The 14,990-nt window shown below is 39.3% G+C and carries 11 protein-coding genes and 8 pseudogenes; 9 read left to right on the top strand and 10 right to left on the bottom strand.

What is annotated here, in order from left to right; all coding sequences use genetic code 11:
• Window positions 1-56: 56 nt before the first annotated feature.
• The 3 genes and pseudogenes from QMZ64_RS04345 to QMZ64_RS04335 all read left to right on the top strand — a co-directional run.
• Window positions 57-365, top strand: a pseudogene (locus QMZ64_RS04345) (sigma-70 family RNA polymerase sigma factor); the annotation flags it as partial.
• 513 nt (window positions 366-878) lie between these two features.
• Window positions 879-1,460 (top strand): TetR/AcrR family transcriptional regulator, encoded by a 582-nt coding sequence (locus QMZ64_RS04340; protein ID WP_214485438.1) that lies wholly within the window; start codon window positions 879-881, stop codon window positions 1,458-1,460.
• Window positions 1,461-1,823: 363 nt separating this feature from the next.
• Window positions 1,824-2,810 (top strand): alpha/beta fold hydrolase, encoded by a 987-nt coding sequence (locus tag QMZ64_RS04335; protein WP_214485439.1) that lies wholly within the window; start codon window positions 1,824-1,826, stop codon window positions 2,808-2,810.
• Window positions 2,811-3,055: 245 nt separating this feature from the next.
• Here QMZ64_RS04335 and QMZ64_RS04330 read toward each other — a convergent pair.
• Window positions 3,056-3,477, bottom strand: a pseudogene (locus QMZ64_RS04330) (DinB family protein).
• Window positions 3,478-3,669: 192 nt separating this feature from the next.
• Between QMZ64_RS04330 and QMZ64_RS04325 the strand changes: the two are divergent.
• Window positions 3,670-3,976 (top strand): annotated as a pseudogene (locus tag QMZ64_RS04325) (sigma-70 family RNA polymerase sigma factor); the annotation flags it as partial.
• A gap of 666 nt (window positions 3,977-4,642) precedes the next feature.
• On the opposite strand, the gene psiE reads toward QMZ64_RS04325, so the two are convergent.
• The 3 genes from psiE to yrkP are packed head-to-tail and all read right to left on the bottom strand — an operon-like array spanning window position 4,643 to window position 7,085.
• Window positions 4,643-5,059, bottom strand: a complete 417-nt coding sequence (gene psiE / locus QMZ64_RS04320; RefSeq protein ID WP_265626221.1) for a phosphate-starvation-inducible protein PsiE — start codon at window positions 5,057-5,059, stop codon at window positions 4,643-4,645.
• 45 nt (window positions 5,060-5,104) lie between these two features.
• Entirely contained in the window at window positions 5,105-6,403 is a 1,299-nt protein-coding gene (gene yrkQ / locus QMZ64_RS04315) for a two-component system sensor histidine kinase YrkQ (RefSeq protein WP_265626220.1), read from the bottom strand.
• Window positions 6,390-7,085, bottom strand: a complete 696-nt coding sequence (gene yrkP / locus QMZ64_RS04310) for a two-component response regulator YrkP (protein ID WP_265626219.1) — start codon at window positions 7,083-7,085, stop codon at window positions 6,390-6,392. The genes yrkQ and yrkP overlap by 14 nt, the downstream gene beginning before the upstream one ends.
• 260 nt (window positions 7,086-7,345) lie before the next feature.
• Between yrkP and QMZ64_RS04305 the strand changes: the two genes are divergently transcribed.
• Complete coding sequence (locus QMZ64_RS04305; protein ID WP_265626218.1) at window positions 7,346-8,542, top strand: DUF418 domain-containing protein; 1,197 nt, start codon at window positions 7,346-7,348, stop codon at window positions 8,540-8,542.
• Between the two features lie 526 nt (window positions 8,543-9,068).
• Window positions 9,069-9,632, top strand: a complete 564-nt coding sequence (locus tag QMZ64_RS04300) for a GNAT family N-acetyltransferase (protein ID WP_265626216.1) — start codon at window positions 9,069-9,071, stop codon at window positions 9,630-9,632.
• Window positions 9,633-9,928: 296 nt separating this feature from the next.
• On the opposite strand, the gene QMZ64_RS04295 is transcribed toward QMZ64_RS04300, so the two are convergent.
• Window positions 9,929-10,297 carry a hypothetical protein gene (locus QMZ64_RS04295; protein WP_265626214.1) on the bottom strand — a complete coding sequence of 123 codons (369 nt, stop codon included), beginning with the start codon at window positions 10,295-10,297 and terminating at the stop codon, window positions 9,929-9,931.
• Window positions 10,298-10,530: 233 nt separating this feature from the next.
• Window positions 10,531-10,722, bottom strand: a pseudogene (locus QMZ64_RS04290) (hypothetical protein); the annotation flags it as partial.
• 155 nt (window positions 10,723-10,877) lie between these two features.
• Between QMZ64_RS04290 and QMZ64_RS04285 the strand changes: the two are divergent.
• Window positions 10,878-11,345 (top strand): hypothetical protein, encoded by a 468-nt coding sequence (locus QMZ64_RS04285; RefSeq protein WP_265626213.1) that lies wholly within the window; start codon window positions 10,878-10,880, stop codon window positions 11,343-11,345.
• A 67-nt stretch (window positions 11,346-11,412) separates the two neighbouring features.
• On the top strand, window positions 11,413-11,970 hold the full coding sequence (locus QMZ64_RS04280) for a hypothetical protein (RefSeq protein ID WP_265626211.1): 558 nt from the start codon (window positions 11,413-11,415) through the stop codon (window positions 11,968-11,970).
• Between the two features lie 327 nt (window positions 11,971-12,297).
• On the opposite strand, the pseudogene QMZ64_RS04275 reads toward QMZ64_RS04280, so the two are convergent.
• Both QMZ64_RS04275 and QMZ64_RS23265 read right to left on the bottom strand, forming a co-directional pair.
• Window positions 12,298-12,369 (bottom strand): annotated as a pseudogene (locus QMZ64_RS04275) (YolD-like family protein); the annotation flags it as partial.
• Window positions 12,347-12,523 (bottom strand): annotated as a pseudogene (locus QMZ64_RS23265) (hypothetical protein); the annotation flags it as partial. The pseudogenes QMZ64_RS04275 and QMZ64_RS23265, both read right to left, overlap by 23 nt.
• Before the next feature lie 388 nt (window positions 12,524-12,911).
• Between QMZ64_RS23265 and QMZ64_RS04270 the strand changes: the two are divergent.
• Window positions 12,912-13,217, top strand: a pseudogene (locus tag QMZ64_RS04270) (sigma-70 family RNA polymerase sigma factor); the annotation flags it as partial.
• Window positions 13,218-13,506: 289 nt separating this feature from the next.
• Here QMZ64_RS04270 and arsC read toward each other — a convergent pair.
• Window positions 13,507-13,926, bottom strand: a complete 420-nt coding sequence (gene arsC / locus QMZ64_RS04265) for an arsenate reductase (thioredoxin) (protein ID WP_265626210.1) — start codon at window positions 13,924-13,926, stop codon at window positions 13,507-13,509.
• A gap of 11 nt (window positions 13,927-13,937) precedes the next feature.
• A pseudogene (gene acr3 / locus QMZ64_RS04260) lies at window positions 13,938-14,970 on the bottom strand (arsenite efflux transporter Acr3).
• Window positions 14,971-14,990: the final 20 nt, after the last annotated feature.

The following is a 14,990-nucleotide window of genomic DNA, read 5'->3' as shown; positions in this document are numbered from 1 at the left end:
AATAATTACTTTTATTAATGAAAGAAGGCTCAGTAAAAAACGGATAACCTGTGAGTGGCATTGAAATTTCGCTCATCGATGTCCTCAAATCGGAAAACGAAGACGTCATCGACACCATCCAGCTCAACATGGAGCTTGAAAAAGTCAAAAAATACATCGATATCCTTGACGGCAGAGAAAAAGAAGTCATCGTCGGCAGGTTTGGCCTTGATTTGAAGAAAGAGAAAACGCAGCGCGAGATTGCGAAAGAACTCGGGATTTCGCGGAGTTATGTGTCCCGGATTGAGAAGCGGGCGCTGATGAAGATGTTTCATGAGTTTTACCGGGCTGAGAAGGAGAAGCGGAAGAAGGCGAAGGGGAAGTAAGTCATTAGAAGCCGGTCTAAAATTCCGGCTTCTTTTCATTTGCCACGTTCACTTGGCTGCCCATAAAACTTTGTTTTTTACTTTCCTCAAAATTACTACTTTTTCATTTTCATAACCTCTTTTCAACCATGATATAACGTTATACCCTTATGTAAAACCATTTTAAGATTCTTGTGTTTATTATTTTATGAAGACGTTTCCCTAAATTATGGTATACAAATTTAAGATCATACCGGCTATTCGCATAAAGATATAATTACCTCATCAATTCTTTATTTTTAATATTTATAAATTTCAAATCACCTGATTTCTTACATCTAGATGGTGGCATGTTTATTAGACCTTAATATAACTAAAAATATTAGAAGATGCATTCAAAATAAAATACAAAATAAGGTCTATTGAACAGCACTAGTACAATAAGGGTTACTCGATCGTTACTAATATATCAAAAAATTTTGGACTTGTCGGTCCGAAAATGTTATTCTCATTTTATAAAAAGGAGGGATTGCATTGGGACGTAGAAAGGAGTTCGTTCGCGAAGAAGCGCTCAGATCTGCGATGAGGACCTTTTGGAGTAAAGGGTATGATGGTACCAGTATTCCCGATTTGATGCACAGCATGTGTATTAGCCGGTCGAGCCTCTATGAGACCTTTGGAGATAAACAATCATTGCTGAATGAAGCCGTAAAATACTATTCTGAATTAATTGGTGAGAAAAAACGGGGCATTTTGGCGAACGCTAAATCCGCTAAGCAGGGATTAACTGACTATTTCCGTTATCACATGGAAGCAGGTTTGGCGGAAAACGGCCCAGGCGGCTGTTTGATTACAAATTTATCCATCTTCTATGATTACTTGGGTGATGAGACCAAGACACTTATAGAGGAAAGAATTGAGACGCTGGAAGAGGCCTTTTACAACCTCCTCGAGAAAGGAAAGGAAAACGGTGAACTTGCATCTACAGTGAATAGTAGGAAAACGGCCCGTCTACTGTTAGCAATGAATCATGGCATGAACGTGCTCTCGCGCGTCAAAGGAAATTCTTGCATCATGAAGGATATTTCAGAGAGCATACCCCACCTATTAACTTAACAGGTGGTTCCTTGCAATATTTCCGGACTGATAAGTCCAAAAATATTGCCAAACGTACTTTATAAGACAGCTCAATAAACTAAAGGGTTTCACGTTTATTTTTTTACTATTTTTGAACTGAACAGTCCAATATTAAATGACCACAAAAGTGGAAATGCATAAGGACAAGACGGAAAATTTGACTGCACAAAGATGTTAATGCTTTGTCCAATCTATTGCTAAATTATAATCGTAAATGGATATAGTATCCAAGGTGCAGAACGACAAAAATATAACTATATGACATGATAAACGTTATTAAAAATTATCGGTACGTTCGTTCTAACAATAATGGCTTACTAGATAAAAACAGGAGGGCTAACGATGAGTTCAATTGAAAATCAAAAAAATGAGAATAAGCAAATTGCAGAGTATGAGCCTGCTAAAACTGAGGCTGGGAATAGGACGATTGACGCCTCTCCAACACTTCGACTCGATCCTGCATTGATTGGATTTAGTCACCAATTTCAGACTGTAGACGGCGTAAGACTTCATTACGTAGTCGGGGGGAAGGAGGACGGTGAAATAATTGTTCTCCTCGCTGGATTTCCGGAGAGTTGGTACGCATGGCGTAAGGTGATGCCGCTTCTCGCTCCAACCTACAAACTCATTGCACTGGATCTGCCTGGACAGGGGGATTCCGATCGGCCAGCGGTCGGATATGACACGAAGACCCTAGCAATCACTGTGCACAAATTCCTTGAACAGCTCGGCATAAAACGATATTATCTCGCTGCTCACGATGTTGGTGCGTGGGTCGCCTTTCCCTATACAGCATTGTTCAGCCACGAGGTTCAGCGTTTAGTTCTTATGGACGCAGGAATACCAGGCATCACATTGCCGGACGCACTGCCAACCGCTCCCGAGCAAGCATGGCGTACCTGGCATTTCGCATTTCACACAGTCTCGGACCTGCCGGAAATACTGATCGCCGGACGAGAACGTGAATATCTGGAATGGTTCCTGCGCCGAAAAGCTGCAAATCCGGAAGTGTTTTCAGAGGTAGACATCGAGGAATACCTGCGGGTTTTCAAAAAAGCCGGTGGGTTGCGTGCTGGTCTCGCCTATTACCGTGAGGCATCCTTGTCCGCTCAACAAAACCGCAAATTAATCACCAAGGGGAAACTTAGGACACCCGTTCTTGCTCTGGGCGCTGATCAAGGTTCCATCACAGATATGGTCACTCCTCTCAAAGCCTTTGTGCAAGATGTACAGGGTGGCAGTATAAGCTTCTGTGGACACTTCCTCCCTGAAGAGCAACCAGAAGTGATAGCTGGAGAACTGACAGCTTTTTTTCAGTCTCGACTTTAGGATTCGACTAGTGGTGAAGACGAGTGCCACCAGCATTTTGACCATAAAACCCACCCTAATACATTTATTGGAACATCAATAAAGTTTAACAAAGTAAAAAGGAAGATTTCATAAGGAACGAGTATTGGAAATAAATCGTGAACATAAAACTATCACTTGCAACTGGTACCATTTGTTAGAATCCCCAATCTAGAGTTATTAAAGTTTAAAGAAGGGAGTAAGTCCCTTCTTTATCCCGATTTTGACTAGTCCCAAATTAAAGGCCTATCAACTCCAGCATTTCTAAAATAGTCTATAAGTTGACCAGTATGTACTGACTCATGATAAGCGATTCTTAATAACATGTCCCCTAGTTCGCGAACATATCCAACCTCAGCCCTGTCTATCTTTATATTTGTTAAATCAGTTTCGTTTAAAGATTTTATGGATTCCAAGAACTTTGCTCGAAATGGTTTTGCAAATTCTAATTCTTCGGTTACTGTGGTAAAAGTTTTTGATTCATAAGGGTTACGAGATTCCTCTGAAGGCTCATTCATATGTTTTATTAAAATTTGATGATAATGAAATTCTCCTTTAATACATGTCTTATCATTTCCTTACACGACAGTGCTTCGGAATCTGAGCGCCAATCCGTTGTTTCCTTAGGTATTGCTGTCCATAACTTGATGCTTCGTCGCCTCTCCTTCTTCCCTGGAAAACCTTCACGAGTTGCTTCTTAAAAAGTCCGATTTTTTTAATTAGTTGAGTTTCCCATCAAGTAAAAACATATTAACTAATAAACCTAACCGGTAACAGTAAGCTCCAAACCAGTTAATCCTTTATCGCTTTAACACAAAAAAACGGATAACCTCTGGGAGTCAATGAAATTTCGCTCATCGATGTCTTAAAATCAGAAAACGAAGACGTCATCGACACCATCCAGCTCAACATGGAGCTTGAAAAAGTCAAAAAATACATCGATATCCTTGACGGCAGAGAAAAAGAAGTCATCGTCGGCAGGTTTGGCCTTGATTTGAAGAAAGAGAAAACGCAGCGCGAGATCGCGAAGGAGCTTGGGATTTCGCGGAGTTATGTGTCCCGGATTTGAGAAGCGGACGCTGATGAAGATGTTTCATGAGTTTTACCGGGCTGAGAAGGAGAAGCGGAAGAAGGCGAAGGGGAAATAATTTAGCAAAGGCCGGATCGGACATTTAAGCTCTATGAGAAAGACAATCTGGATCATAGCAGATAACTTGATTATGAGTTCTTTAATCGCATCGTCCCTGCTTTCTTTATACAGGCCTCGATCTGGGTGTGGTTGCTCGATCCATACCCTTATATACATTGCCATCACTCTGGATCTACTTCCTATCAAGTTTTATTAAAAATGAGAGGAATCGTTCATGCATTTGTCAGCTTGCGATCCCTCGATGAGCATCACCTTCATAAATGCATCACACCTTGGGTAATGCTATGTAATAACTGTTTGTCCTAATAAGGTCATTTTCAGTATGAAAAACAAATAAAAAACCGATGGCTTGAACCATCGATCTGTATTCTATATTACTAGGCCCTCAATATAGTAAATCTATCTCATTTTTAAAATAAAGAAGCGATTTTCATTTCCAGACAGTTAATGCTATGTCATCGGGATATGTCTGTTAAAGTAGCCAAAAAGTACATTCAGATATCCACTTACAACCACAATCCACTTTGATCCACTATAGATTTCTGAACTGACATTAAACAGCTAGACTTATAAATACCGATTATCAATTTTTTTTATTCTGTTCCAGTTCCCATTCACAATTAGGACATTTCGGCGGCGTATCGGCATAAAGTGAACTAATTTATTAATGTTCAACAACAGAATTTCGTCTATTGGCAATAAAGAATCCACAAATCATTGCAAGAATGGCCATCGCCCACCAGAACGTTGAGATCGCCTGATCATGATCGATGATAATCAAACGAATGACAGCTGTGATGCCAATATAAATGAAGTAGCGAAGCGGGAAATGAAAGTCTGATTTGAAGTATTTGATAATCAAAGCAATGAACTCAAAGTACATGAAGAATATAAGCAGTTCTCCAAGCATCCCATAATAGCTGTCCACTTTGTTGAACAGTGACTTGTATACGAATTGCACAATGTACCATGTCTCGCTGATCAGAAGTGCGCTTAAGGCTATCGCCAGGAAGAACAAACAGATATTGAGAAGCGCTTGTAACAGGTAAGGTACCTTTTGGAATTTGTTGGAAAATCTCATCATGTTGTCTCCTATTTCAATATATTCGTGGTTTTTATTCTCAGCCTACATCTTGGTGTTCCAAAATCGTAGCACAATGTAGTACTTAGAATTCTTTTGTATACTGTGAAACTGTCCCTGCATGCGGGACATCATTCGCGCAATGCTCCTTTCACCGAGTCCATTGCTTTCCGGTGTTATATCCGCAAGTTTAATCGTATTGCTAACATGGATCTCAAATATCTCTTGATCCGATACAAACGTGATGCTGATTTCTTCTTCCGGATCTGCGTATTTAAATAAGTTTGACATCACATTATCAAATACACGACCAAGATCCTCCAAATTCACGTTAATATAGGTTTCCGGCAGCTCGCCTGAAATACGGACCTGAAAATGCTTCTGATGAAGGATAGCAACCTGATCTGATATTAGATCGTAGATCACTTCTTTCACTGCAACGGTCTCCAGATCGGCCTCATATTCCTTGTCCAGCAGGAAATACGCAAACAGATTGTCAGACAAGCTTTTTAATTGCAGTGCTTTACCATAAGCATTGGCTACATACCGATCTTTGCTGGTACCCGCTTCGCCTCCCGCTTTTTTGGCAAACTCCAGATTCATGATCAGCGACGTCAGCGGTGTGCGCATATCGTGCGACATTTCGGTAACCAGGCTGCGGCTCTCAGCTTGCAATTCCTCGATAGCTTTAAGTTTGTCCAGGAAAGCTTTCCGCAGATCCTCAAGGCTCTTTGCAATCATCGCTAATTCATCATGCCCTTTTATCGTCATCTCGTAGTCCAGTTCGCCCCCTTCAAGAATATGAATCTCTTGGTGAATCGTTTTAAGGTAGCGAAGACTTTGGCGAATGCCGAAGAGAACAATGATTAAAAAGACGAGGGTTGCCCCGAGCAAATCCAATGTAAAGGCCAGGCTATAATATCGGGAAGAGTAGAAACCGTCGATAATAACTCGTCCTTCACCATCGCTAAACTTGACAGGATGTGAATGATTTTGAGCGTACTGAGTCAGCTTTTCCTTTCCATAATCCGATTCGGAATAAATGGAATCATATTGCAGCTCCTGATCCTTGAATATGGTGAGGTTAATGTAATTTTCTTTTTTGACCCACTCACCAAACGCTTTTCTATCTGATGTAGACAACTCATTTTCTGAAACGTACTTGCTGAATTTTTGAATGTATCTTGCTGACTCCTCGTGATAATACTCATCCGAACTCAGATATCCCTCGATCAGATCATCTGTGATCTTTTGCAACGTTAGAAAGATCACACCACTCACAATCGCAGCAACCATGATCAGCAAAGCCAGTTTTTTGGTTAGCGTAAATTTACGATGCGCCAAAACGATATCCTCTTCCCCATTCAGTTCTTATATAAACCGGACGTGCCGGATCATCCTCAATTTTAGAGCGCAGCTTCCGAATATGCACCATCACCGTATTGTTGGAACAGTAAAAGTAAGGCTGTCCCCACACACTCTCATATATATTTTGGGCAGAAAATATTTTGTTGCGTTTGCTCATCAGAAGTTTCAGGATACGATATTCCAGATCTGACAACTTGATTTGCTGCTCCTCTTTCCAGACCTCATTAAATTCTTCGCTCACTCTTAGTTTGCCCCCGATAAGAAATGTTTCTTCCTGTTCCTTCTTTTCCTGATAGATAGTATATCTGCGTAATTGAGCAATCACTCTAGCATAAAGTTCCTCTTCCGAGAATGGTTTAGTCATATAATCATCGCCGCCGGCGAGTAATCCCTCAGTTTTATCGAATGTACTCGATCTGGCCGTCAGAAACAGAATCGGGACGTTAGAGGATTTCCTGATGTGCTGACATGTTTCAATTCCCGAAATGCCTGGCATCATAATATCCAAAATAACCAAATCAAGCGAGTCATTCACAAGTTGCAATGCTCGCTTTCCATCCTTGGCTCTTAGCACCTCGTAGCCTGCACGCGTAAGGGATTCCTCCAAAAGATCACCAATATCCTGATCATCCTCTACGACTAATATTCGATGGGTCATGTCTCTCTCACCTCATGATTCTTGATGTTATTTCTCGTGTGTCCTTACTATAGTTCATAGTTAAGTACGTTATAAGATACTACGTAAATCTTAACAATTTATGAAAGCTGATGCCCGCCACAAATTTGTCACATTTTCTAAAAAAATGATGACTCTTCATAAATTGTTAAGATTCGGTCTTTATATTTATCCATTGTAAGGCTCAGGTTTTTCAGATCCGAGCCACACATTGCGATGATAAATGGAAAAGGAGCATTGATATGACTGTACAAAAAGAAGGACACGGGCAACCGGTGAGTCTGCGGGAACGGGTTCATTTTCTGGACATCGTACGCGGATTTGCCTTACTGGGCATTATTATTGTCAATTATTTTCTGATCGTAGATTCAGTAAAGGGATTCGAAATGACCTACGATGACGTACTGCACAATCTGGTTTCCTGGTTTGCCGAAGGGAAATTCGTTACGCTATTCTCCTTCCTGTTCGGGGTTGGGTTTATGATCTTTATGGATCGAGCCGCGCAGAAGGTAGATAGTCCCAATAAGCTGTTTGCCCGTAGGTTATCTATCCTGTTGGGATTTGGCATTTTGCACATCACATTTGTTTGGGTCGGTGACATATTGACCTTTTATGCCGTAAGCGGCTTCCTGTTACTCGCCTTCTATAAACGCACAGCCAAAACGGTGCTTAGATGGATTATCGCACTTATCGTGTTTCAATTCCTGACTCCTGTTTTCACAATGTTGTACAATGTCATCAATACTGCAGGGTCAAAAAACCCGAATTTTTCAGAGTTTACTTTGTTTAGCCACAGCAGCCTTACCTACATGGAATCCATCAGCACTCGGTGGACAGATATGGTCACGATGGCTGCTAGCTCTTTCTCTATGATCTATTCCATGTTTCTCATGTTTCTGCTGGGCGTGTACTTTGTTAAGATGGAATTTTTCAAAGACATGGAAGCGAAAAAGCCTATATGGAAGCGTATCTGGATCATTAGCACAATCGCTTTTCTAATAACACAAAGCAGTATATTGCTAGACATGTTTAATTTTTCGGACATTTCCTCTGTCTTGGGTCAAAATGGCGGCTTAACCGGAAGTATGTTTTATATGAGCACTTTTGCAATGCTGTTTCTGTACGTTCCTCAGCTGCGAGGCCCTATGATGATATTCACCAAAGTCGGACGGATGTCATTGACCTGTTATCTGCTTCACTCTATCATTGGAACAGTTCTGTTCCTCAGGTACGGATTCGGGCTTGCGGATCATATTCAATCTGCCGGCACGTTCATGTTCAGCCTGGCCGTCTATTTCGTGCTTATGATCTTTAGTACATTGTGGTTGAGACGGTTTAAGTACGGTCCGATGGAATTGATATGGCGCAAGCTGACGTATGGCAAATTAAACGAGCGCTCCAATGCAACTCCACATGCGGCAAAATCAATTCAGAAATAACCCCTTTTCCCAGATTGCACGGACTTCAAATTAGTTGTTGACGGAAGTGGGTATTAAACGGACAGATTTGATTAGTATGGATTGGTTATTTTTATATCATTTAGTGCTTCTTTGGGCTAACCCAGACAGAAAATTCGCCAGAGTTTACTCAATGTGCATAGCTCGTGATCGAATCTAAAATGAATCTTTTGCGCATGCCTATAGTCAAGGGCAATACATTCGACTATTTTATGTGATTTGCGATTGGAAAAATTTGAAAATAATGACTAATCCCGCGTAAGACACTTAATACGCTAGTGAACGATAGTAAATAAGGGTTACTTGCAGCTTGTTTTCCAAGGAAACAAAGAAAAAAATAGTACAAAAAGACAGGAACAAGCTTTTGCAGCAAGTATTTTAACGCCAAATTTACTGCGGAAGAAAAAGCGACGGGATCACTTTTTGTGAAAAGGGCTCGTAGAACAGCTGGAATGTTTCTACTGAACGACTGGACTCGATATTTCAGCAAATGAAGGAGTGAGCAATCATGAAAACAAAAAAGGAACCAAAAGTTATTCTGGAACTAGCAAAGGAGTCTGATCTGCCAGAATTCCAAAAAAAATTACAAGAAGCATTTGCGATCGCCGTGATTGAAACATTCGGTGATTGCGAAGATGGACCGATTCCATCGGACAATGATGTTCAGGAGTCTTTCAATGCTCCCGGAGCAGTGGTATATCATATTCTTCAGGATGGTAAGAAGGTCGGTGGTGCAGTAGTACGTATCAACAGCCAAACACATCATAATTCGCTAGATTTATTCTATGTATCTCCAGAATATCACAGCCAAGGGATTGGTCTTTCTGCTTGGAAAGCCATTGAAGCACAGTATCCGGATACTGTGCTTTGGGAAACCGTGACACCTTATTTCGAAAAGCGAAATATCAACTTCTATGTGAATAAGTGTGGATTCCATATCGTAGAGTTTTACAATGAACATCACTCTGATCCGCATATGCATCGCAATGGACGCGAAGATGACAAGCCCCTGCCGGATGATGATGACTTTTTCAGATTTGTAAAGATTATGAAAAAAAGACTAAACAATTGAACACGGCGAGATGCCGCAGAGAGTTGCTGGTAACTTTTTTAGAGAAATGTATTAATGCTGTCTAACAATAAAAAAAGCTTTATCCTAGAAATAGGATAGAGCTTTTTCTCCTTTTAACTCAATTGTCAATTTTAAACTAATCCAATACATAAATAAAAAACCTCTATTAAGAGGGTTTAATCAGTTTTCATGTTTGATTTCGGTCAGAAAGTTGATGATATGCTTCACTTTGCTCTACAGTAAAAGTAATACCGAGACCTAAAATAACTGCACTAAGTATAATGATTACGCCTTTTTTAAAATCCATACAGGCATTCTCGCCTCTGAATTTGTTTTTGCGTTTCAAGCATTTTTTGATGGTAAACATAAGATATTTCATATTCCTTTGATTTTGCAAAAACTTCAGCCATATCAATTGTGATATTCTCCACATACGCATAATTCTTATTTCTTTCTAAGTAATCAATCGTTTTTTTGATTCCCGCTTGTTCTACTGCATTAATATAAAGTGCTTCCAAGTACTTTTGCAGTGACACAAAAAGTATATCACCTTGGGATATCGCAGCGGATAAACCTTTTTTACTCATTTTTATTTCTTCACTTGTTTTCCCCTGCTTAAAAAGAAATTTAGCGTATGTAGACAGAGAATGTGGTAAATTGCTCAACTTAGCACTTTCTGATACCCTGGCAGCCTCATTTAAGAAATAATCTACTTTATCATTTATTCCTAAATGTGCGTAATTCTTTCCGAGATTGTAGTAAGCCGAGCTAAGTAGCCTATCATTGCCGATCTAATTGTTACTTATAAAGATCTATTGATTTTAAATGTCCATTGCCTGTTTACTGGAACTGTCTTCGAGTTTTTAATTTCCTTATGCAGCTGTCGTTATCCGTTAGTTTAATTAGAATTCATATAATCCAAGACACGGTCAACTCTTTCATTGACTGAGTGATCGCCTTCAATTATTAACACTGGACATGATAAATCTGCCATCCAATGTTCGTGTAAAGCTTTACTTCTAATTTCCATTCCAGCATTATCATATAAAGAAGCCCACTCTAAAAATGTTTTTGATTGTTCATATTTACTGCACCAGAAAGAATCCATTTCTCATTAATAAGCTATATAATTCGCTTAAAAAATCAGGACTTTCTAACATAAATGCCAAAGTTTTAGCATATTGGACAACCATTGCAATTAAATCGTTTTAAAATTATTCATAATATAATAGGAGATAAATATATATGAAAAATAAAAAGAGAATAGCTTCAGTGGTTCTAAGCGCCACGCTTCTTACATCTTTCTTAGGCACATCAGGTGCATTAGCATCTGAAAAAACAGCGTCATCTACTCCTGTTGCTATGAAAGTGACTGTTCATAAAGGGGTACAAAACGCTATCAAGTCACAGAATGTACCTGTTAAAACAGTAGCTACTGCTAATGGGAATTTTCAAACTCAAGGCGCAGTGTCATGGACTTATAAAGCCTTTAAATTAGCTCTCCGCTCAGGAGGTTGGGTTTTATCGCAAATGCTTAGACCTTTGTCTCCAAAGACCGCCGCATGGGTTAGAAAAAACTCTGCTAAAGTAGCTAAGTTGATGGATAAAGGCGAAAAATGGACAGAGAATCAGTTTTATAATGGACTGAGAGGTATTGGCTGTCCGCCTGATGTGGCAAGAGCATTGGCAAAATTCATTATTACGCTGATTTAACGAATAAAAAATTTAAGAAAGTGCTGTTAGTTCCCCACTAATGGCACTTTTCTAATGGAGGTCAAAGATGACAATCTTTACAGCAATAACTCTAGCTATACTTTCATGTTTGGTTATTTCCTGTGTTTTGTTTTTACTTTTGATTAAAAAGGGGGTTATAGATAATCCCCCAAACACCTTGGCGTTCATATCTTTTATCCTCCTCATAGGCTTTTGTTTATTCTTTGCCATGGCTGTTCCTAGCCTAATTATTTATTTTGTTTCTTTAGGTGTTAATCATTTCTTAGGCGACTATGTAAATTATAGCTCTAGATCTGATTTATACATATTTTCTTTATCAGTAAGCGCATTAGCACTTGTTTACATGCTTATACTTATGGCAGTTATAAAAGGACTCTCAATATTTCTCAGAATTCCTAAGTGGATAACTTATATATTTGAATTTGCTGTTGCGTGGATAGCCGTTTATTTCTCCATAGAGTATGTTACAAATAGCCATCTAAGTAATGTATCCATATTTCAAGGTGGAGAGTTACTTTTATCCTTTTTTATTACATTTCTATTCTTAGGGTGTGACATTCTTTTTTCTAACCTAGATGAGATATCAAGGGAAAAGTTAGGATAGGCACAGTAAAAAATACTGTGTCTATTTAAATTTTTAGAGAAGGAGAGATCAGAATTTTTCAGTAGGGAGAAGAAAATGGGGTAAGTAGTGCATGTGGGGCTAGGTGTAGACACTTCCCCTCTTGCACAAGGAAAGGCTGCAGGTGTGTAGAAAAAGCTCTTTGGTGCATCATCTACAACATCAAAAGAGCTGGGAGCAATTTAGATAGAGTAATGGACATTATCATTCAGCAGAAGAATGTAAGTGGATATAGACGAAGGAGTATCAGTGACCGTATAAACTACACGACTCCATTTTAGAAAGGTCATTAAAAATGATATGACAACCAACCGGCTTTTTCACTTTATCAAGACTTTCATGATATTCTTTGAGCAATTCAACGTGTTCCGGTAACATCATTGACACCCATTTGATACTTCCTCTGTCCCGCAGCATACACAATTTTCCTTTCTAGCTTTAATCTCAATCGTGCGGTTCCGGCGTTTGTATAAGAAACTTCGTGTAGAAGTGCTGACGAGCCGTACCGTTCTCTGAAACCGTCCATAACGTACCCAAGTATTCGCTTTTTTCTTGATCAGGGCGAAATAGATTGAGCTAGATTAAATTGTCTCCCGAATATTGGAAAGAGAAACTGAAATTTCTTTGTTTTCACATCTCGGCATGCCCAAAAACTCGTGTCAAGACAAAGTTTTGCCAGCAGCGTATTCGGTTCAATTCCAACAGTTCATGGCAAACCAAATTATCTTTTCATGTCATCTTTAATTTTCATTGCAATTGTTTGTGCGTCTCCCCACATATTTTCAAGACCGTTACTTTCATACGTGTGAATAGCATCATGGGGGACATACCAAATACGTATGTATGTTTCTTTTTTAAATAACGTTAAACTTAAAAATTCTTTATTACTTTAATACAACAAAAACGGATAACCTCTAGGAGTCAACGAAATCAGCCTCATCGATGTCCTCAAATCGGAAAACGAAGACGTCATCGACACCATCCAGCTCAACATGGAGCTTGAAAAAGTCAAAAAATACATCGACATCCTGGACGGCAGAGAAAAAGAAGTCATCGTCGGCCGCTTCGGCCATGATTTGAAGAAAGAGAAAACGCAGCGCGAAATTGCGAAAGAGCTTGGGATCTCGCGGAGCTATGTGTCGCGGATTGAAAAGCGCGCGCTGATGAAGATGTTTCATGAGTTTTACCGGGCGGAGAAGGAGAAGCGGAAGAAGGCGAAGGGGAAGTAATGTCATAGAAGCCGGTCTAAAACTCCGGCTTCTTTTCATTCCATTAGGCCCTCAACATAGTGAATCCATATCATTGGTTATGAAAGCTTATTCTCATTACACTCGTATATTCACTTTGCACCATTTCTATATGTTTATATGAATTATGGTTAAAAAATGGAGAGCCAAAAATGTGGTTCAAGACCTGAAATTGATGCCATGTCTGTTAGAATCACCATTAAAAAATCTACATCTTCTTTATGTTAGATAAAAGCAATAGCCAAGAGTTTCCCTCTCGGCTATTTAAATTTTATTCACCTGTTTCAGCAAATCGTTTTATTCGTTCTCCAATTTCATCACGAACTCGTTGAAAAGTACTCCATTTTTGCTTTTCGGTTCCTTCTGCTTTTGCCGGATCATCAAAACCCCAATGCTCACGTTTTACATGTGGAGGCGTCATCGGGCATTTATCAGCAGCATCACCACAAAGCGTAACAACTAAATCAGCATTGTTCAGAATATCAGAGTCGATGATATCTGACGTTTGATTAGAGATATCTATACCAACTTCATTCATCGTTTTAACAGCATTCGGATTTAATCCATGTGCCTCTATCCCCGCGCTATATACTTTCCACTCATCACCTAAATATTGTTTAGCCCATCCCTCAGCCATTTGACTTCGGCAAGAGTTCCCTGTACACAAAAAGTAAATAATTTTATTCTTCATATATTCCACCTCTACATCGAGTGACTTCGAAAGTATTTTCGTTGAAACCATAAAGCAACCTTAACGAGTGCAATCATGACCGGTACTTCTACAAGCGGACCAATTACGGCGGCAAATGCTGCACCCGAATGAATTCCAAACACACCAACAGCTACAGCAATCGCTAATTCAAAGTTATTGCTTCCTGCTGTAAAAGCTAAAGTAGTGGTTACAGCGTAGTTTGCCCCGATTTTCTTTCCTAAAAAGAAGGAAACAAAGAACATTAAAACAAAGTAAATCAATAATGGAATCGCAACTCGAACAACATCTAACGGCAAGCTAACAATTACATCACCTTTTAAGGAAAACATGACGATAATTGTAAATAGCAAAGCAATTAACGTAATTGGGCTAATTTTAGGAATGAACACTTTTTCATACCATTCTTTGCCCTTTACTTTTAGAAAAATATAACGTGTCACCATTCCTGCAATAAAAGGAACTCCAAGGTAAATGAATACTGATTTTGCGACTTCTGCCATCGTAATATTCACTACTGCTCCTTCCATCTCTAACCATTGCGGAATAACTGTTACAAAAATGTAAGCATAGACCGAAAAAAAAGCATTTGGAAAATTGAGTTGAAAGCAACTAACCCTGCCGCGTATTCTGTATCACCTTTTGATAAGTCATTCCAAACAATAACCATCGCAATAGCCAATCCAATCATAATAAGCCCAATCATATACTCCGGTTTATCTGGCAAAAAGATGATAGCCAAAATAAACATGAGAGTCGGTCCGATGATCCAGTTTTGCACTAAAGACAACATTAATACTTTAATATCTTTAAATACCCGTCCAATTTCTTCATAGCGACCCTTGCTAGTGGTGGATACATCATTAATACTAATCCAATAGCTAAAGGGATAGATGTAGTTCCAACTTGTAATTTGTTTAGTCCACCAACAAAACTCGGAAATATAAAACCTAATCCTATCCCCAATGACATCGCAAGAAAAATCCAGATGGTTAAATAACGGTCTAAAAAAGATAAACGTTTCATTACTTTATCCTCACCTTTTT

It is taken from the genome of Bacillus sp. LB7 (genome assembly GCF_030449715.1).
GTDB classification, from domain to species: domain Bacteria; phylum Bacillota; class Bacilli; order Bacillales; family Bacillaceae; genus Bacillus; species Bacillus paralicheniformis.
The sequence above is the reverse complement of the archived record's forward strand: the minus strand, read 5'-3'. Positions and strand labels throughout refer to the sequence as shown.